15 protein-coding genes and 1 pseudogene are annotated in these 20656 nt (G+C 38.4%); 9 read left to right on the top strand and 7 right to left on the bottom strand.

Annotation, left to right across the window (positions count from 1 at the left end; translation table 11 throughout):
* Window positions 1-39: 39 nt before the first annotated feature.
* Together LGZ98_RS08630 and LGZ98_RS08625 are read left to right on the top strand one after the other, a co-directional pair.
* Window positions 40-993 carry a methyltransferase gene (locus tag LGZ98_RS08630; protein ID WP_113041837.1) on the top strand — a complete coding sequence of 318 codons (954 nt, stop codon included), beginning with the start codon at window positions 40-42 and terminating at the stop codon, window positions 991-993.
* A gap of 788 nt (window positions 994-1781) precedes the next feature.
* Window positions 1782-2816 (top strand): methyltransferase, encoded by a 1035-nt coding sequence (locus LGZ98_RS08625; protein ID WP_315901991.1) that lies wholly within the window; start codon window positions 1782-1784, stop codon window positions 2814-2816.
* 380 nt (window positions 2817-3196) lie between these two features.
* Here the strand turns inward: LGZ98_RS08625 and fdoI are convergent, their stop codons facing one another.
* The 3 genes from fdoI to fdnG are packed head-to-tail and all read right to left on the bottom strand — an operon-like array spanning window position 3197 to window position 7822.
* Window positions 3197-3838, bottom strand: a complete 642-nt coding sequence (gene fdoI / locus LGZ98_RS08620; protein WP_113041834.1) for a formate dehydrogenase cytochrome b556 subunit — start codon at window positions 3836-3838, stop codon at window positions 3197-3199.
* Window positions 3835-4764: a formate dehydrogenase subunit beta gene (gene fdxH, locus LGZ98_RS08615; protein ID WP_262977977.1), complete on the bottom strand. Its 930-nt coding sequence runs from the start codon at window positions 4762-4764 to the stop codon at window positions 3835-3837. The genes fdoI and fdxH overlap by 4 nt, the downstream gene beginning before the upstream one ends.
* A gap of 10 nt (window positions 4765-4774) precedes the next feature.
* A complete protein-coding gene (gene fdnG / locus LGZ98_RS08610) occupies window positions 4775-7822 on the bottom strand; it encodes a formate dehydrogenase-N subunit alpha (protein WP_146748074.1) in 3048 nt (1015 codons plus the stop codon).
* Between the two features lie 181 nt (window positions 7823-8003).
* Here fdnG and fdhD point away from each other — a divergent pair, with 181 nt between their 5' ends.
* The 3 genes from fdhD (at window position 8004) to LGZ98_RS08595 (ending at window position 11909) form a co-directional block, all read left to right on the top strand.
* Window positions 8004-8834, top strand: a complete 831-nt coding sequence (fdhD, locus tag LGZ98_RS08605; protein WP_113041830.1) for a formate dehydrogenase accessory sulfurtransferase FdhD — start codon at window positions 8004-8006, stop codon at window positions 8832-8834.
* Window positions 8835-9723: 889 nt separating this feature from the next.
* A complete protein-coding gene (locus LGZ98_RS08600; RefSeq protein WP_262977976.1) occupies window positions 9724-10644 on the top strand; it encodes a carbohydrate kinase family protein in 921 nt (306 codons plus the stop codon).
* Between the two features lie 47 nt (window positions 10645-10691).
* Window positions 10692-11909 carry an MFS transporter gene (locus LGZ98_RS08595; RefSeq protein ID WP_262977975.1) on the top strand — a complete coding sequence of 406 codons (1218 nt, stop codon included), beginning with the start codon at window positions 10692-10694 and terminating at the stop codon, window positions 11907-11909.
* A 305-nt stretch (window positions 11910-12214) separates the two neighbouring features.
* Here LGZ98_RS08595 and LGZ98_RS08590 read toward each other — a convergent pair whose 3' ends face one another.
* Window positions 12215-13690, bottom strand: coding sequence for a DNA translocase FtsK (locus LGZ98_RS08590; RefSeq protein WP_113041827.1), 1476 nt, complete (start codon window positions 13688-13690; stop codon window positions 12215-12217).
* A gap of 311 nt (window positions 13691-14001) precedes the next feature.
* Here LGZ98_RS08590 and LGZ98_RS08585 point away from each other — a divergent pair, with 311 nt between their 5' ends.
* Entirely contained in the window at window positions 14002-14952 is a 951-nt protein-coding gene (locus LGZ98_RS08585) for a hypothetical protein (protein ID WP_113041826.1), read from the top strand.
* Window positions 14953-14979: 27 nt separating this feature from the next.
* Here the strand turns inward: LGZ98_RS08585 and LGZ98_RS08580 are convergent.
* Both LGZ98_RS08580 and LGZ98_RS08575 read right to left on the bottom strand, forming a co-directional pair.
* A pseudogene (locus LGZ98_RS08580) lies at window positions 14980-15123 on the bottom strand (type II toxin-antitoxin system death-on-curing family toxin); the annotation flags it as partial.
* Window positions 15124-15224: 101 nt separating this feature from the next.
* Window positions 15225-15389 (bottom strand): type II toxin-antitoxin system Phd/YefM family antitoxin, encoded by a 165-nt coding sequence (locus LGZ98_RS08575; protein ID WP_113041824.1) that lies wholly within the window; start codon window positions 15387-15389, stop codon window positions 15225-15227.
* A 529-nt stretch (window positions 15390-15918) separates the two neighbouring features.
* Here LGZ98_RS08575 and LGZ98_RS08570 point away from each other — a divergent pair.
* The 3 genes from LGZ98_RS08570 (at window position 15919) to LGZ98_RS24225 (ending at window position 19522) form a co-directional block, all read left to right on the top strand.
* Window positions 15919-17244, top strand: a complete 1326-nt coding sequence (locus tag LGZ98_RS08570) for a TRM11 family methyltransferase (protein ID WP_315901990.1) — start codon at window positions 15919-15921, stop codon at window positions 17242-17244.
* A 28-nt stretch (window positions 17245-17272) separates the two neighbouring features.
* Window positions 17273-19297 (top strand): ATP-binding protein, encoded by a 2025-nt coding sequence (locus LGZ98_RS08565; protein ID WP_262977973.1) that lies wholly within the window; start codon window positions 17273-17275, stop codon window positions 19295-19297.
* Between the two features lie 144 nt (window positions 19298-19441).
* Window positions 19442-19522, top strand: a complete 81-nt coding sequence (locus LGZ98_RS24225) for an AlpA family phage regulatory protein (protein WP_390904660.1) — start codon at window positions 19442-19444, stop codon at window positions 19520-19522.
* Window positions 19523-19759: 237 nt separating this feature from the next.
* Here LGZ98_RS24225 and LGZ98_RS08560 read toward each other — a convergent pair whose 3' ends face one another.
* Complete coding sequence (locus tag LGZ98_RS08560) at window positions 19760-20623, bottom strand: YicC/YloC family endoribonuclease (RefSeq protein WP_113041822.1); 864 nt, start codon at window positions 20621-20623, stop codon at window positions 19760-19762.
* Window positions 20624-20656 lie beyond the last annotated feature (33 nt).

The raw sequence follows: 20656 nt of genomic DNA, 5'->3' as shown, positions 1-20656 counted from the left end.
GAGGCAACTTGAAAGATAACGGATATAAAGGATAACGCTATGCTAATCGATCTTATTACATCATGTAGAAAATCAACCGCAATTTATGCTTTTGTTGATATGGGTTTATCTGTTCACTTTAAAGATGGGGCCTGCGTAAATATCAGCGAACTTTCCTGTCAATATGGTCTTGATCATTCTCGCTTTAGCCGGTTATGTGAATATTTAATCAAAATAGGGGTATTGGTTAGCCGCAATGAGGGAGTTGCACTTTCTGAGGAATGCAGTGCACTTGCCGATCCTGAAAGTATGGAATCATTGATGATAAGGTGCGAAGTTAGCCCAGAATACTGGAACGCTTGGTCAATGTATTCAAAATCCTTATATGAGAATAATAACAAAACGGCATTTGAAATAGCGCATGGAAAACCATTCTTTGAATATTTGGATAATCATGAATTGTTCAGATCAAATTTTGATTCTTTTATGTCAAAAAACTCGGACAAAATAATAGAGAAAATACTTGATGTTTATGATTTTAGTCAACATAGCAGAATATTAGATGTTGGAGGAGGAGAAGGAAAGCTTTTAGTAAGAATAAATGAAAAAATAAAAGGAAAACATTACGCTGTATTGGACAGATATAATGAAATTCCTGTTTTAGAAGATATTGAATTTATAAACGGAGATTTTTTTAAATCAGTTCCATCTGGTTATGATTTATATATTTTAAAGAATATTATCCATAATTGGTCTGATAATAACGCAATACTGATTTTAGAGAATTGCCGAAAAGCTGTGGATGATAATGCAACTGTTTTGTTAATAGGTATGGTGAGAAAATTAAAATTAGAAATAATTGACTCTACGGATATATTAATGGATGTACTATTATTAGGAAAAGAGCGTTATTTGAATGAATTAGAGGATTTGGCTCACCAAGCAGGGTTTGTCGTTAAAGATATCAAAGATATAAATGAAAAATATTCAATTATAGAGCTAGGTGTAAAATAAATTACAGATATACCCAATGGATTTCAAGATGTATCGCGACGGCAAGGGAGTGAATCCCCGGGAGCATAGGTAACTATGTGACCGGGGTGAGCGAGTGCAGCCAACAAAGAGGCAACTTGAAAGATGACGGGTATAATTATGGAACTCCACAAGAAATAGTTATATGGATATTGTGTCTCTGAAAGCAGGTATAACAAGTATGGCATCAAAATATCTGATGCCATATTTTTATCTTATCTTATTGAATTAAACTTAGTGCCTATCCCAATAGCCCTATTGGGATAGGCAGTTAATTAACAATGGGTAGGATATGACTACCTTTCATTGATGATCTTTGAAGAGGAACTCATTGACGTTTTTCTCCTGTTGCTGAAATAATACGTTTAAAAAATACCTTATAATTTTTCAGGTTTTATAATTATTTATTTCTTCTATAAATGAATGTAAATAGTAATATATATACTGCGTGATTTTTTTATATTTAATTATCAAGAATTCTGAGAAGAGCTAATTGTGATCTTTGTCATTTCTTTTTATCCAATTTAATATAATCTGGTAGCTTGCTTTTAACAATACGAAAGCAAAGTGAATTGTATCTTTACATGAAAAGGTAACAAAGTTAATAATTACATTTTGTTTTAAATAGGTTGTTGCGATATCCAATTTATCATCATGCTATTTCTTGGATTTTGGATAAAATACTTAATTTTTTCATAATATATACCCTATGGATTTCAAGATGCATCGCGACGGCAAAGGAACGAATCCCCGGGAGCATAGATAACTATGTGACCGGGGTGAGTGAGTGCAGCCAACAAAGAGGCAATTTGAAAGATGACGGGTATACAGATATAAAGGATGGCTTAATGCTAACTGAACTGATTGCATCAAATAGAAGATCAGCTGCAATTCATGCTTTTGTTGATACCGGATTATCTACTCACTTTAAAGATGGAGTTTATGTCGATATAAGCGAGCTTTCCCGTAAATCTGGTGTTAATTATGCTCGGTTTAGTCGATTATGTGATTTCTTAGTTGAAATGGGAGTATTGGTTAGTAACGATAATAAATTCAGGCTTTCTGATGAGTGTCATGTTTTTGCCGATCCTGAAAGTTTTGAGTCATTCATGATAAAGCTTGAAATTTGCTCATATTACAGTAACGCTTGGTTAATGTATGGAAAATCCCTATTTGAAGATGATGGCAAATCGGCATTTGAAATGGCACATGGCAAGCCATTCTTTGAATATCTGGATGGTAACAAATTTCTCAAATCAAATTTTGATGCTTTAATGACAAGAGTCTCAAATTTAATCGTTGGGAAGTTACTTGGTATTTATGATTTTAATCAGCACAATAGAATATTAGATGTTGGAGGGGGAGAAGGGGAACTTTTAGCAAGAATCAGTGAAAAGGTAAAAGGAAAATATTACGCTGTGTTGGATAGATATAATGAACTTCCCGTTTCTGACAATATAGATTTTATCAATGGAGATTTTCTAAAGTCAGTTCCATCGGGTTATGATTTGTATATTTTAAAAAATATTCTCCATAATTGGTCCGATAGTGACTCAATACTCATTTTGGAGAATTTCCGCAAAGCAATGGATAAAAATTCATCTCTGTTATTGATAAATATGGTGAAAGAGCCAGAATTTTCTAGATCTTTCGATATATTAATGGATGTGTTATTTTCAGGGAAAGAACGTAGTTTTACTGAATTCGAATATCTGGCTAACCAAGCTGGATTTGTCGTTCAAGAGACTAAAGTTATAGATCAATCATATTCACCATATTCATTTATCAAACTACGGATAAAATAAATTGTAGGAACTACAGATTATTCCCAAAGATGATTATATGATATTGTGTTTTTGAGTCGTGAATATATAAAATAAAGCATCAAAATTTTTTGATGCTTTTTTATATTAAAGAAATATATAGATTAAAATAGAAAGTGAATTTAATTTAAAGATTTATGATAAAAGAATAAATTAAATAAAAATATTAAACCTATACCCTATGGATTTCAAGATGCATCGCGACGGCAAGGGAGTGAATCCCCAGGAACATAGATAACTATGTTCCTGGGGTGAGCGAGTGCAGCCAACAAAGAGGCAACTTGAAAGATGACGGGTATAATACTTAATCAACAATAAGCAGGATATGATTATCCTGCTTTGATGATTATATTCGAAACGCATTAACGTTTCTCTTCTTGTTGTTCTTGTTTCATTACTTCACGATACCAACGTGGGTGATGTTTCTTCGCCCATCCACGGGTTACCCAACCTTCAACCATTGCTCGAAGAGTTCCTTTCACCCAGAATGCCGCATAAGCGTGAATCATAATCGTCAAGATTAAACCAATAGCTGACATTGAATGAATGAGAAGCGCAATTCGAATTATCGGAATAGAGAAGAGATCAGCAAAATAGGGGCGCCAAATAATAACACCACTGACAGCGAGTAATATCAGGAAAATACTGATAGACCAATAAACCCCTTTTTGACCTAAGTTATATTGACCAATATCACCTGCTTCCTCATTTTTTACAATCTTATGGATGTTTTTTAGCCATATAATGTCATCTTTGTCGATAAAGTTATGTTTAAAATATCTGAAAAACATAAAGATAAATAAAATAAACATCGCTGAACCGACAAATGGATGCAAAATCCGTGACAATTGCGGCGTACCGAAGATATTCATCAGCCAGTTAAAAGAGGGGAAAAAGAATCCTAATCCACTAATGGCGGTAAATAGAAAACAGAGCACCACCGCCCAGTGGTTTACTCGCTCAACCGGTGAGTGACGGATAATAATATCTTTCCTGCCTTTCATCGCGGCTCCTCCCCATTGGCTGACTTCTGTGAAGGCTCGGTATCACGACGCGCATTTTCCTCGTCTTCTTCCGTTACCCGGTTTGGTCCAATTCCCACATAATGGAAGAGGCTGGCAGCGAATGTGGCAGCAAATCCCACCGCGGCCAGCGGTTTCCAGATACCTTTCCAGAAGGTGATGGTCGGGCTGATCGCGGGATTGTCCGGTAGGCCATGATATAGCTGTGGCTTGTTAGCATGGTGAAGTACATACATCACATGGGTACCCCCAACACCATCAGGATCGTACAGACCCGCATTCTCATAACCACGGCCTTTCAACTCACTCACCCGTTCAGCCGCCAAATCCTTCATGGCTTTTTTACTGCCAAAATGGATTGCGCCAGTCGGACAGGTTTTCACACAGGCAGGCTCTTGGCCGACATTCACGCGGTCAACACACAGAGTGCACTTATATACCCGGTTATCTTCTTTGTTGATCCGTGGCACATTGAACGGACAACCCGCGATACAGTAGCCACAGCCGATACAGTGTTCAGACTGGAAATCAACAATCCCATTTGCATACTGGATAATCGCCCCTTCGGCTGGACAAGCTTTCAAGCAACCCGGATCAGCACAGTGCATACAACCATCTTTACGAATCAGCCATTCCAGTTTGCCGTTCTCTTCAACTTCTGAGAAGCGCATCACGGTCCATGATTTAGCGGTTAAATCCGCCGGGTTATCATAAACACCAACGTTATAACCGATCTCGTCACGAATATCGTTCCACTCAGAACAGGCCACCTGACAAGCTTTACAACCGATACATGTTGTTACATCAATCAGTTTTGCAACGCCCTCTTGGTCATCCCGCACCCGTGGTGCAGGAGTAAAAGAATTTGTGGCAGAGCGACGAATGATGTCTTGAGTTTGCAATGACATGATTTCTCCCTTACACCTTTTCTATATTAACCAGGAACGCTTTGAACTCAGGCGTTTGTGTGTTCGCATCACCAACAAATGGTGTCAACGTATTGGCAATAAAGCCTTTCTTCGCAGCCCCTTCAAAGCCCCAATGAATCGGAATACCGATAGTATCTACTTCACGACCGTGTACATTCAGGGTACGAATACGTTTGGTGACAACCGCTTTCGCTTTGATGTAACCACGATTAGAGCTAACTTTGACGGTATCACCGTGTTTGATGCCTTTCTTTTCCGCCAGTTTTTCACCGATTTCCACAAACTGTTCAGGTTGGATAATCGAGTTCAACAATGCATGTTTTGTCCAATAGTGGAAATGCTCCGTCAAGCGGTAAGTCGTTCCTACATAAGGGAATTTATCTGCCTTACCCATTGCTTCAAAGTCGCTTTTGAACACTCGGGCTGCTGGGTTGGATACCACATTCGGATGCAACGGATTGGTCCCCAATGGTGTTTCAAAAGGCTCATAGTGTTCAGGGAATGGCCCTTCAGCCATCTTATCAATAGCAAACAGACGTGCCATACCTTCCGGTTGCATGATAAAGGGACCAACATCCGTTTCCGGCGCAGCCACGCTGTAGTCAGCAGTATCGACACCACCCCACTTAATACCATCCCACGTCAGTAACTGACGTTTTGGGTCCCACGGTTTACCCTGCGGATCAGCAGATGCGCGATTGTACAGAATACGACGGTTTAACGGCCATGCCCATGCCCAACCTAGCGTATTACCCAATCCTGATGGATCAGCGTTATCACGACGGGCCATCTGGTTACCTTCCGGCGTCCAGCTTCCGGCAAAGATCCAACAACCACTGGCGGTAGTGCCATCATCACGTAGCTGCGCAAAAGAGGTTAATTGCTGACCTTGTTTCACGATGACGTTGCCATCAATATCAATCAGATCAACCAGCGCCCGGCCATTACTCTCTTGAGCCACCTCTTCTGATGTGGGGTTGTGCGGGTTGAAATAATCCCAAGTCATGTTCAGTACCGGCTCTGGTGATGAACCACCTTCAGCGCGGTACATATCCCGCATACGTTTGAAGATGCCGGAAAGGATCTCGCCATCACCGATGGCTTCTCCCGGCGCATCGGCCCCTTTCCAGTGCCATTGCAACCAGCGACCAGAGTTAACAATTGAACCGTTTTCCTCTGCAAAACAGCAACACGGTAGGCGGAAAACTTCTGTCTGAATTTTGGATGAATCGACTTCGTTAAATTCACCGTGGTTCTGCCAGAAAGTTGAAGTTTCAGTATTAAGCGGATCGATCGTGATCAGGAATTTCAGTTTCGACAGTGCATCAACGACTTTATTTTTATTCGGGAAAGAAGCTACCGGGTTAAAGCCCTGACAAATATAGCCATTCACTTCACCTTTCGACATCATGTCAAAAAATTGCAGAACATCATAACCTTTGTCCCACTTCGGCAGCCAGTCAAAACCCCAGTCGTTATCTTTACGGGCATTATCTCCGTAGAAACTCTTCATCAGACTGATAAAGAATTTTGGGTAGTTACCCCAATAGTTAACTTGACCCGGCCGCATTGGTTTTGGTGTATTTGCTTGGAGATAAGTTTGCAAATCAGCCTGTTTCTCTGAGGGGAGCGTCAGATATCCCGGCAAGCTTTGCGACAATAACCCCAAATCAGTTAATCCCTGAATATTCGAGTGACCACGCAATGCATTAACCCCGCCACCTGCCATCCCCATATTGCCCAACAGTAGCTGGATTATTGCCATAGTTCGGATGTTTTGTGCACCCACTGAGTGTTGAGTCCAACCCAGTGCGTACAGGAAAGAAGCGGTCTTATCCTTAACACAAGTTTCTGCAATATATTCACAGACTTTCAGGAAATCCTCTTTTGGCGTACCGCAAATATTACTGACGACATCGGGCGTGTAACGACTAACATGCTCTTTTAATAAATTCCATACACAACGTGGATGTTTAAGTGAGACATCACGTTGAGCAAAGCCGTTTTCATCCAGTGCATAGTTCCAACTGGTTTTGTCGTATTGACGTTTTTCTGCATCGTAACCGCTGAACAGGCCATCATCGAACGAGTAATCTTCACGCACGATCAGACTGGCGTTGGTATACGCCTCAACATATTCATGATTAATCTTATCGTTGGTCAATAGGTATAAAATGACACCTGACAAGAAGGCAATATCAGTACCAGAACGGATTGGAGTATAGAAATCCGCCACAGATGCTGTACGGGTAAAACGCGGATCAATCACGATTAACTTAGCGTTATTATGGATTTTCGCTTCCATTGCCCAACGGAATCCCACTGGATGCGCTTCGGCAGCGTTACCACCCATAACGACGATCAGATTCGCGTTCTTGATATCAACCCAATGGTTGGTCATCGCACCGCGACCAAATGTTGGAGCAAGACTTGCTACCGTTGGTCCGTGTCAGACACGTGCTTGGTTGTCTACGGCGAGTATGCCGAGAGCGCGACTAAATTTTTGCGATAGATAACCTGTTTCGTTACTGGCAGCAGATGCACACAGCATACCGGTCGTCAGCCAACGATTGACTGTTACACCCTCTTGATTGGTTTTAATGAAATTAGCATCACGGTCTGCTTTCATTAGTTTGGCAATGCGATCAAATGCCTCATCCCAAGTAATACGTTGCCATTTGTCAGAACCTGCTGCACGGTATTCTGGGTATTTCAGGCGGCTTTCGCTATGAATAAAATCCACCAAGCCAGCCCCTTTAGGACAGAGTGCACCACGGTTTACCGGGTGATCAGGATCACCTTCAATATGGAAAATAGTTGCTTTCGCATTTTTTGCGCCATCGCCAAGGCTGTACATCAACAGCCCACAGCCGACAGAACAGTATGTACAGGTATTTCGGGTTTCACGTGCACGCAACAATTTATAATTACGTGTTTGTGCAAGGGCTGCGGTTGGTGAAAAGCCCAATGCTGCCACCGTCGTACCTGCCATACCGCCAGCGCAGATCTTAAAGAACTGCCTTCTGCTGACTTGCATAGGAATCTCCTCACTCACATTGTTTTAAACAATACCCATTCCATCATGGGAAAAATTTCAAATGTGTTCTTTCTTATTAAAACCACTTTCCGTAGCGGGATCAGATTTATTGCCTGACAAATAGTATAGACTCTTTTTTCCGCACAATTATTGTGCCGTAACACTATTAGGAACTCATCTAATGTATAACGTAAAATCAGGGAAGTTGTTACCATTTGGTGTGATTGAGGGTGCAAAAAGAACGAACGTGCAACAAAAACACTATCCCGACATATTAAAAGCTGATTGGATTGCAGAAGAAGTTCCTGTTGCTTTAGTTTATAACGGTATTTCGCATGTTGTGATGATGGCAAGTCCCAAAGATCTCGAATATTTTGCTATTGGGTTTTCACTTTCCGAAGGCATCATTGAATCTCAACATGAGATTCGTGGTATTGATATTGTCGCTCATTGTAGCGGTGGAATTGAGTTGCAAATAGAACTTTCTAGCCGCCGTTTTGCGGGTTTGAAAGAGCGCAGACGTAATCTGGCGGGACGAACAGGTTGCGGTATCTGTGGAACAGAACAACTTTCTGATATTTTTCGCCCGATCACCCCGTTGCCTTTCACTCAAACCTTTTCATTAAGCCAGCTTGATCATGCTCTCTCCCAACTGACTAGCGTCCAAGATATCGGTGCATTAACAGGTTGCACTCATGCAGCAAGTTGGATTAATCCAGAAGGTAAATTATTGGGCGGATGTGAGGATGTAGGTCGGCATGTTGCACTGGACAAGATGCTAGGCATGAAGGCAAAAATAGGCTGGCAGCAAGGCGCTGTTCTGGTATCCAGCCGCGCCAGTTATGAAATGGTACAAAAATCAGCCACCTGTGGGGTTGAGATTTTATTGGCTGTTTCAGCAGCAACTTCATTGGCGGTAGAAATCGCTGACCGATGTCATTTAACCTTGGTTGGTTTTTGTAAACCCGGAAAAGCGACGATTTATACCCATGCTGAGAGATTAATAAGTTAAGTGAGCCAGAAATATGCAGTATCAAGAGTTCCCATATTCCCCGCTGTGATTAAGATGAAAAGTTTATTTTCATCTTAAATCAACAGCGATTGTCTCAATAATGCTAAATCACGCATGCAAGTTGTGAAACATCCATAAGTTGGGTTCAATGTAATGAGCCATTTGTTGTTGTATATCCACCTCTAGCGGCACTATACCCGTCATCTTTCAAGTTGCCTCTTTGTTGGCTGCACTCACTCACCCCGGTCTCATAGTTACCTATGCTCCCGGGGATTCACTCCCTTGCCGTCGCGATGCATCTTGAAATCCATTGGGTATATTTATGGACATAAATAGATAATATGTTTTAAGTAATTGTTACTAATAACTAAATAAATTTTATATTTTAATTAATTTCTTAACTTAAATTTTTATTTATCTTACACTGATAACATGCCGTTGAAAATACAATAAAATCGACTCACTGTGTATCCCTGTAGGGCTATTTTATTTGCTGTTGTTTATTATAAAAGTATGTTTGGGAAGTAATCGGATAAAAATGTTGGCTTTTTCATTCATTTTGGTTTTCTTCATGAGGCTAATTTCATGAATACATAAATTTTTTCCATGAGTTTTCATATAGCTTGACAACAATGGTTACGTGTCATTGTTTCATACAGAGATTGTCATCGCTCTATGACCGATAAATTGGAGATCAATCACGTTGGTATCACATAATTGATACAGGTTAACTTTTATTGAACCCGATTAATGTTAAAGTATAAGTATTTCTTATGTATGTAAATTCGGCAATAATTGCTGCAAGTTTTCATTCCTAAGCGATTTATCTGTTTCTTTTCCAATTTGATATGACTATGGCTGATATTTAGGCCGGTAAGGGGAGAGCCTGATGGCGGGTTTACTACCGATTACTGTAATTGGTGCGGCGGCGGGAGATATTATTCTTAGTTTGCCGAGGCTTCCCCGGAGTGGAGCAGATCAGGAAGCTAAAGAAATTGATCGGCAGATTGGTGGTTCTGGTTTTAATGTTGCTCGGGCTTTGGTTCGCCTACAAATCCCTGTGATTAATGGTATACCGGTTGGTAATGGATACTGGGGGGAGCAGATCACCAAAGAGATGCAAGACCTTGGGCTTGAGGTCACATTGACCCATTCATCTCTTGATAATGGTTGGTGTTTGGCAATGGTTGAACCGGACGGTGAAAGAAGTTTTGTCTCCGTAAGTGGTTGTGAAGTTGACTGGAGTACGGCAATGCTCTCTTCTATTGTTTTGCCGGAAAGGGGGTATATCTACTCCAGTGGTTATGTTATGGCGAGTAAATCGACGGCGATTTTGTGTAATTGGTTACTGGCGTCACCATACGGGCAAACGTTATTACTGGATTTTGGCCCACGTTTACCAGAAATAGATTCCGCTTTTCTTAATGCATTACCTGCTGACCGGACCATGCTGACATTGAACCGTGATGAAGTTGCTATATTGTGCGGAGAAGGTGATCCTGTCGCCCAAGCTAGCCGTTATTCCAGCGAAAGAAACATCACTATTATCTGCCGGTTAGGTTCACAGGGTACGTGGATATGTCTGCCTTATCGTGAGCCAGAATATGTTGCTGCTTATAAAGTGAAAGTGATGGATACCATCGGCGCTGGTGATGCCCATAGTAGTGGCATGCTTGCGGGATTATCTCAGGGAATGTCGTTGAGAGATGCTGTTGAACTTGGTAATCGTGTTGCTGCTATTGTCGTCAACCGTTCTGGTGCTGCTGGTGCACCAACAATAAAAGAACTAGAGGAGTTTGTGTTTGAATAATTATTTTCAGACTCTGCGCCTCTTAGGTTTTAAGGGGCGTAGTTAAAATGAGTGCATTACTTCCAGGTTGGAAACGCAAAACGGCTTTATTTTTATCAGCTCAAACAATTTCTTTGCTAGGTTCTTCCATTGTCCAGTTCTCTATCGTCTGGTATATCACCCTGAGTACTTCATCGGGAGAAATGCTGGCTATTTCGGTACTCTGCGCATTTCTTCCTCAGGTATTGATCTCTTTATTTGCGGGGGTTTGGGCGGATACTTACAACCGTAAGCTGCTCAGTATTGCCTCTGATGCGTTAATTGCATTAGTCACTCTTGGTTTGGCAATCTCTTTTATGTTCGGATTTAAGAGCATTGAGTTGTTATTTGTCGCACTGATTGTCCGCTCGTTCGGGACGGGCATCCAGATGCCGGCTGTTAATGCTATTATTCCGCAACTCGTGCCGAAAGATAAATTGCTGCGGGTCAATGGTATTAATACTTCTTTGACTTCACTGATGATGTTGGCATCTCCTGCTATCAGTGGCTTTTTATATTCTCAAACTTCAATGGAAAATATTTTTTTAGTAGACGTAACGACTGCTATTATCGGCATCAGCATTGTTGCGTTTATCCCTATTCCTAAAATTGCTTCTGATTCCATGCCGGATAATAAATTTCAGGCAATCTTAGCGGGTTTCCGTTATCTGCAAGAGAATAAATTAATCAGAAATCTTTTGATTTTTCTGATTTGTGTCTGCTTTTTGATTAGTCCGGCTGCATTTTTGACACCTTTATTAGTTAATAGAACATTTGGGGAAGAGCCGTGGCGTTTAGCCATTAATGAAATGACATTTAGTGCTGGCGCGGTTTTAGGTGGATTGCTGATTTCTTTCTGGGGTGAGTATAAAAATAAAATGCGTATAACGGCGATAGCTTGCGCGTTTTTTGGCATATTTATGATCGCTCTTGGTAATGCCTATTGGTTCCCACTTTATTTAGTACTCAATGTCTTTTTAGGTGTGGTAACACCTTGTTTTAACGCACCGATAACAGCGGTTTTTCAGGAAAGAGTCGAACCTGAGATGATGGGCAGGGTATTTAGTTTAGTTCAGATCGCTTTGTCTTGCTCTCTGCCATTAGGAATGGTGCTGTTTGGCCCAATTGCTGACTATATTAGTATTCAATCTCTTTTAATGGTATCTGGTGGATTGATATTACTGACTGGCGCGCTGTTTTTTATGTTTAACGGAGAAGGCAGCCGAGAAAGTAGCAGCGTAGTTTAATCAGGCTTAATGTTGCCTAGTTATGCGATAAGCGCAGCGCCGTGAATGGGTTTCCATATGTCGATTCTATCGACATATGGCTAGTACATGTCGATTCTATCGACATATGGCTAGTACATGTCGATTCTATCGACATATGGCTAGTACATGTCGAAATTTTTCGATTTTATCGACATGAAACCTTTACGTGTCGATAAAAATAGGAAATATAAACATGACACGCAAATGCACCTTTTAATGCTATTACTGGCATACAACGATAAAAGGCTAAACGTAATTTGTAGAAGTAACTTGTTCTTTGTTTTTTATGATGGTGGAACTAGTACTTTCCGGTTGCCATTACTATCAGGCATACTGATGATACCAATGGTTTCCATTTGTTCAATAATACGTGCCGCTCTGTTATAGCCAATCCGGAATTGACGTTGGACTTCAGATATTGATGCTCGTTGCTTTTCTATGACAAAAACGACAGCCTGCTCAAATAGTGAATCAAGCTCTTCATCCTCAAACTCCGGTGCTCCATAATCATTCGCAGAAGTAATCTTAATATATTGAGGTTGGCTATATTTTTGCCACTCTTGTACTATAGAGTGTATTTCCTGTTCATGAACTAAAGCACCGTGTAAACGAAGCGGCTCAATCAAGTGAGGCGCCACGTAAAGCATGTCTCCTACAGGCAGCAATTCAGCGCCATTCTGGCCTGAGATAATATGTGAATCAGTTTTGTCGAATACCGAAAAAGCAATCCGTGTGGGGATGTTACTTTTAATCAGGTTGGTTATGATATCAACTGAGATATATCGGGTAGCAAGCACTAGATGAATACCAGCAATATGAGCTTGTTGAGTGAGGGATACGATCAATGCTTCGGCTTCTTTACCCACTTTAAGCATCAAATCGGAAAATTCATCGATAACAACAATAATATTGGGTTGTTGCATCAACATTGATGATGTCGTATCTGTTCCATCAGAGGGGATCCAGAAAGGATTAGGGATAGGATGTCCCAGATCTATTGCTTGTTGTACACGCTGGTTATACTCAATTAGGCTACGTACGCCAAGTGCTGATATCAGTTTATAACGCCACTTCATCTCATTGAGGCACCAGTGTAACGCGTGAACAGCTTCTTCCGTATTGCTAATGACTCTTGTTAGTGAATGGGGTAGTTTTTCGTAAACCGAAAGTTCCAACATGTTCGTATCAATCATGATAAAGCGAACGTCTATAGGAGTGGCTTTGTACAGTAGGCTAAGAATCATGGCATGAATAAACGTAGACTTCCCCGATCCTGTAGCTCCCCCAATTAATAAGTGTTGCATATCAGTTAGAGTTGTAATGACGGGGTTTCCAGAAATATCTTTGCCCAAAGCTATTGCCAGATGAGAATCGATTTCTTTAAATTGAGCGTAATCTAATACAGTACGTAAGTAGATGGTATCACGACAATTTCTAAGCACATTTAAGCCAATATAGGGTGTCCCTGGTATGATTGGCACAATCTGTATAGTAGATGCAGAGAGTGAGCGTGTTATATCGTGAGATAAATTAATAACCTGGGAAACTTTAACGCCGGGTGCTGGAAGTAAATCAAAATGAATATACGCTGGTCCTGGAGATATATTTTCTACATGAACCATGATGTCATAAGCAGCCAGACATGATTCTATTAATTCAGCCATTTTAGCTAGTTCTAAACTGGCTACCTGAGGCACACTTATAGGCGGAGAGAGTAATAAATCAAATGTTGGAAATTTATTTATCATAGTGTTAGGCATAAATTCCTCTGTTCTGACATCTAGGAGACTTTACTCTAATCTAGAGAGCATTCAAGATATTGTGTTGCTTAAAAGTTTCTTACAATAAGTATAGTCACTTCGTCGGTATAGCATTAAAAATAAGTAGCTACTGCGACAATAGTAAATTTTAACAGCGTAACTAATTGATATTTATTAATTATGTTAATTATTCATTATTTTTGTACTTAGGGAAGTGAGGGGGAGTTTTTTTAGATAAGAGAAACACTATAGATTTTTTAACTGATTGGGGGTAACTTATCAGAATGATTATAATGCGATGGTGATAAAATATGTCTTTGGATGTGGCTTATAGCATTGAATTAAATGAGTATATCGACCCTGATCGAGCTTATGATTTGTATTGGTCTGGATTAATTACTAATAAAAAATTATTTATGTGTCCTGGCGAAGATTGTCTTGCACAGGTTACTTGCGCGAATCTTGATGAAGATATGCAGAACATGCGTGTAGTTCCTCATTATCGCATTTATGGTAAACATCATCCTAATTGTGAAATAGAGAGAAAAGTTCCTCTTAAAATATTAAGTGTCATTGAAAATGCTAAGCAAGGAGAGAAAAAGACACTTGATCAGTCGATAGTTGATTCTTTTATACTTCACCGGCCGGATAGTTATTATGAATCTAAGAAGAAGGATGATACTAAAAGTCATGGGAATAAGCAGAATAAATATCTATCAAAGTCATACGCTCTTAATCTGAAAGAAATCGGTAATATAGGGAAAGTCTATTCAGTTAGAACTATCGTAAGTCGTTATATAAGGTATATTAAGGATGATACGTTAATAAATAGGAAGTTGAATATATCTGGAATGGATATACCATATCCTGGGGTGTTTAAATGTATTTGGGAGCAGAAAATAGATTCGTTGCCAGAGTATGGAATTATATATTATGGTTGGGCTTATATTGATAAGTATGAAGGTAAAGGATATCGTATTAAATTTAAAAAAAAGATAAAAAACTCACATGGTGAATTGCTACAAACAACTTGTTTTATATCCCAAAAGCTAATAGATAAATATCATGTAAAAAAACTTGTCATCAAGAGGTTGTCAAAAATAATACAGACACAAAAATCTACAGCATTTGTCTTTATTTATGGTCGGCCTGAAATAGTTAGATCGAAAATCAATAATAAAGAGTATGTTAATTTCTATGTTGATAACTTAGACTATATTGATATTAATGTGGATAATCCTATTCCTAAAAGAAAAGTTTAAATTTAAGTACGGGAAAAACAGGGTTACTTAGCTGAGTGAACCAGTGTTTTCTACCAACTGCCGTAAATGTTGTGCCAGCTGGCTGATGCTTTTTTCACCAGTAGCGACATCTACAGTTAGATTTTCCAGTGTATTGTCGTTATCGAAGATTTGTATGCCATTACGATGAAGTATACAATTGTGGGATGCGATAATTTCCTGAGCATTCACCCAAATCATCGGTAAGTTAACGCCTCTACAGTATACCTATGGCGCTGCATAATGTGATCAAATTAGGTATCCAGTTTAGCATTTCGATAATTCTCATATTCAACTTTGCTAATTACCACAGCGGCGCTGCCGTTTCTGCGGGTGATTTCAACCGGCTCACCGTTGACAGTTGTGTCCAACACAGTTGAAATATTAGCTCTGGCTTGGGTTGATGTGTATGTGCGCATGTTGCTTATCTTGAGGTGTTTGGTTATCAATGTTCACTCTGGAGTAGTGAGATTCTCACAATACAAATCAATGAGATACTGGATATCTACTCCATGCGTTAATGATACGCTTTTGGCAGCTACATGCGGGTATTTGCGGATACGTGATCGCCATAATAATCGGGTTATTCCCCCATAGATAAACCAGGCTAAGAAATTATAGTTAGCCCTTAATGAAACGATTACATGTGATCACTGTTGTCGTTACATGTGACAGTTACTGAGAAAAGTCCGTCGCTTTATGGAAATTATCAGTCCATTTCCGGGAAAAGACATGGAACAGCTAAAGTGTAGCAATATTCGGATCAGCTATTTAGGATCTCCTTAGCTGTAGATGATAAGAAAATTCTACGTATGCATTCAGGGATTACTGATTACTCAGTTTTACACTATATTATCGATGGTTAGCACACTTTTTCATATCACTAATGGTTACTCAAAACATATCTTGATAGAATCTATTTATATAACCAATTGAAAAATTAAGACAATGAATTTACTTTCCTCGGATGAAAAACTCCTTAAGAGCGTAAAAGCATGTTCGACCGAAGACCATTCATATTGGTCTTTTGTTGGCCGTTCACGTAGGCAGTATTGCCATGCTTTGATACAGTATCCTGCTATGATGGTTCCCGCTATGCAAGGGGAATTAATAGATGCCGTCATGGAAGCTGATTCTCAGATTAAGCGTGTATTAGACCCTTTTGTGGGCTCTGGGACTACGCTTGGTGAGGCTATGTGCCGAGGGCTAGATTTCTCTGGCATTGACATTAATCCATTAGCCATTTTGGCTTGTGAAGTAAAAAGTGGTCCATTATTTGTTAGTAAATTAAAGGAAAAGTCTAAGGTATTAATATCTAGAATTGATGAAGATTTTTGTCAAGATATTGCGGTTTCTTTTGGTGGTATAGATAAGTGGTTCACAAAAAAAATCCAAATAGAACTCAGTGTTATTTATAGAGCGATAAAATCGGAGCCGTCTAAATGGGCAAGAAAAATTTTCTGGTTATCAATGAGTAATACGGTCAGAACTGTATGTAATTCGCGGAGTTCAACTTTTAAGTTACATATAAAAACTGACGAGAAAATCGAATTAATTCCTTCTGCATTAGTTGTCTTTAAAAAAAACCTTATTAAAAATATTGAAAACATAAAAGAACAAAAAGAATTACTAAAATCGTTAGGAATGATAAAAAGATCAAAATCAGAGAGTAAAGTAGAAATTTGGCATGCTGATACATCAAATCTTTCTAAGAAAACTTCTTTATGCGATTTACTTGTTAGTTCTCCTCCTTATGGTGATAATCATACAACCGTTACTTATGGTCAGTATTCATATCTTCCATTAATGTGGATTGATAGATCTGATATAGATCAATTAAAATTTAATAACCTGCTTGAGAATAAGAGTTCTATTGACTCAAAAAGTTTAGGTGGTTCATTAAAAGATGCGAAAGAAAAATACGAATTCATTAAGAATAAGTCATTATCTTTAGTTGAAACCGTAGAGTTAATAAGTTTAGTTAATGAAAAAAACATAAAGAAATTGATTTCATTTATCTATGACTTAGATAAAGCATTGGACAATACATTGTCTAATCTTAGAAGTAATGCATATATGATATGGACTCTGGGAAATCGCAGAATATCCAATATAGAAATACCATTAAATAAGATCATGAGAGAGCTATTGGAGCATAAAGGTTGCAAATATATTTATCAACTTGATAGGGAAATTCATAATAAAAGAATGGCAAAACGTAATCGTGTTGCTGATACGATGGATAAAGAATTAATTTTAATTATGAGAAAATGATTAGCTAAAAGCTAACAGGAGTAATTTTATGACTTCAATTGGTTTAAGGTTTGATGGACGAATAATAGATGAACTATCAATTAAGATTCCTTCTAATATATTTGCTCTCAATGAGCTAACAAAGAATTCTTATGATGCCTTTTCAAGGAAGATAGATATAAAGATTGATACTCAAAAGTGTTTATTAACTATTAGTGATGATGGTTTAGGAATGGATTATGAAGATGTTAAAAAATTGTTGCATATTGCTAATAGCTCTAAAAAATATGGTAATAAGAAAAAATATGATGGACTAGAGAGATATGTACAAGGTTCTAAAGGGTTAGGTTTTTTGTCTGTTTTTAAGTTCGGTGAAATTGTTTCCTGGCAGACGCATAAAAATGGCAAAAGAACTAGTTTTTCCATTAAAAAAGAAGATCTTGTATCTAAAAGTAATGTAAGTAATTATAGAGTTATTCCTACTGTTACTGATTCTTCAGATAAAGGGACTAAGATAGAAATCAATATGGATGAAGAGCAGATTGAAGCTCTTGTCGATTATTTTAAAGATGAGAAAAACTCGAAAAAAACAGTTAATGCATTTTATGATAATACAGTAAAAATAGTTATCGATTGTGTCGATGGGAAGTATGAGTCAAAAGATGCTAATTATTTTCTTGATGAAGAAGAAGATCAACAGTTTTGTTATGTAACATATTCATCAAAAGATTCAAAGATAAATATATATAGATTTGGTAAGTTAGTTGAAACGCATGACTATAATTTATCCAGCAATCAGTATTCTCTTGAACTTGATATAATGGTTTATTACTTTAATTCAGGAGGAAAGAAGAAGATATCAAAATTATTTTATCGAGAGCCTGATGATGCATTATCTCCTTTATTATATATAAATAACAATCTATTTAATAATTATGTTATTTTTGATTCAAATATAAATAGGTCAAAACGTTCAGCAGAATCTATGTCCCAAATGACAGGGTATGTGAGATTATATAGTTCGCATAAAGATATTGAATTTAATTCTGATCGAACTAACTTTGTAGAGAATAATTTAACGAGAGGAATTAAAAAAGATATTCTTGAGCTAAATAAAGAAATACAAAAGATCTCATCTAAAGTTAAGGAAAAAGATAAAGAAAACTTCGGTTATGTTCGTACAGGAAGGACCAAACCAGAAAATAAGGAAATAACTAGAAACAATAGCTCTGAAGAGCTTAAAACCGCAAAAATTAATTTGAAAAACAGTATTTCCAGGAGGTATGAAATACCTTCAAAGCAGTTGAATTTAAATGATTTTATTTCTTCTGTTATCGATAGTTTTGGTAAAGAAGTGGATGTTGGTAATATTAATTTTAAAATTGATAATGTAGATAGTCTGTCAATTATATCAAGTATTAATAACGAATGTGTGAAAGATGTTGAGCTTAGTTATATAGATCCAAAAACTGGTATAGTAATTGAGAAACTAAAATTAGAATTTTATTTACCTAAGGCTATTATATCCGGTTCATCAAAGAAAGATCTTTTTACACTAGCTTCAAATAAAAGATATAACTTGAGAATTCCATATGTCACAAACTTAGTAAATCAATTGTCTGAAATATATAAAAGTAAAAATGATTACTATGAAGTAATTGCATGCTCATTAAGAGCCATCCTGGAACTTTCATGTGATTACCTAGAGCAGGAATTTCCTAATATATTTAGTCATAAATTACCTATTAACAAAGATTATAACGATAAATTACTCAAGAAGGTCGTGCAAGTTATACATTTTTTAAAGAATAATAATAATGTACTAACAGATGTTAGCAAAGCCTTAGGAATGAGTTATCAGTCTTTGAATAACTTCATGGATATTGATTCATACAAAAATGCGATCAAAAAAGCTCATTTAGGAGCACATAAAACAGTTGTATTTCTACCTCCTGATGATGTTAAGGCACTTGCTCATAGAACCGGTCACTTTGCTATGTACTGTGACGCATTGCTTTATAAGGTAGATAAAGATAAAGTGAAAAACGGGGTTATATTATCGTTTCCTAATTAGAGAGACTTTTTTGCCATTGCTTGTTTAAAGAGCGTCAAACATATGTCGTCACTGTGAGTATTCAAATGAAACAGGATGGCATATGAGATATAGAAAATTGATTAATCTGAAAGATGTAGTGGTGATGACCAGTTTCATTCTGAGATCTATAATTTCACGAATGAATGGCGCTTTACAAAGCAGGTTCACCTGAGTAATCGAGCGGTTGTTTGGGTAGAATGGTGATATATCTAAGATGCAGCTGTTTGGTAATCTCTCGTGCTTTAGCCAAAGATATGCTCGGATAGTAGTCAATTAGCATCACTCTAGTTTTTGTAGAGAAACCGTCAAGAATGAAGTACACCCCAAGTATGTGCAGTAATGAAATTATATGAGACCTTGTGGTGTTAAAAAAGTCCGCAATTACGCGGACTTAGTGGCAATGGTGAAATGTTATGAGACTTTATGAATTTGTCTGAAACCTTACTCAATATTCTGAATCTGCTCCCTCATCTGCTCGATTAGCACCTTCAATTCAATAGCGGAGTTAGTGATATCGGCGTTGATAGATTTGGAGGCAAGTGTATTAGATTCGCGGTTGAATTCCTGCATCATAAAATCCAGGCGGCGGCCGACCGCTTCTTTTTTCTTTAGAATATTACGGGTTTCTTTGACGTGGGCATCGAGACGATCTAACTCTTCTGCCACATCAAGACGTTGAGCCAGTAAAACTAACTCTTGCTCAAGACGGTTATTTTCGAGCTGTACTTGTGCTTCTTCTAATTTGGTTTGCAGGCGTTCCCGCTGCCATTGCATGATTTCAGGCATTTGTTGGCGAACTTTCCTGACTTCTTCGATCACCGCGTCCAAACGTTGTTCAATCATAATTTTGAGTGCATTGCCTTCGGCTTCACGGCTTTGAATAAAGGCATCCAGTGTTGTATCCAGTTCTTGCAACAATTGAGTGCTGATAGCATCTAAGTCTTGCTCTTCTGCTGCCATAACGCCAGGCCAACGCAGAATATCAACAGGATCGATTTCACCTTCGTTGCTCTGTTGTTTGACCCAGTTCGCTGCATTGACTAGCTGTTTTGCTAAAGTTTCATTCAGGATAAGTTCGCCTTGAGAGCGTGAGTCCAGTTCAAAACGTAAGTTGCACTCAACTTTTCCGCGAGTCAGACGGGAACGAATTCGTTCACGGATCACCGGTTCCAAGCTTCTGAATTGTTCTGGTAGGCGGATATAAGTTTCTAAATAACGCTGATTAACGGAGCGCAGTTCCCAAGCCGCATTTCCCCATTCACTTTTGATATCTCGCCGTGCAAAAGCAGTCATACTACGGATCATGATTCGTTCCCAATTTAAACAAAAGATTAAGAG

Source organism: Photorhabdus kayaii (assembly GCF_025384895.1).
Lineage (GTDB): Bacteria > Pseudomonadota > Gammaproteobacteria > Enterobacterales > Enterobacteriaceae > Photorhabdus > Photorhabdus kayaii.
The sequence above is the reverse complement of the archived record's forward strand: the minus strand, read 5'-3'. Positions and strand labels throughout refer to the sequence as shown.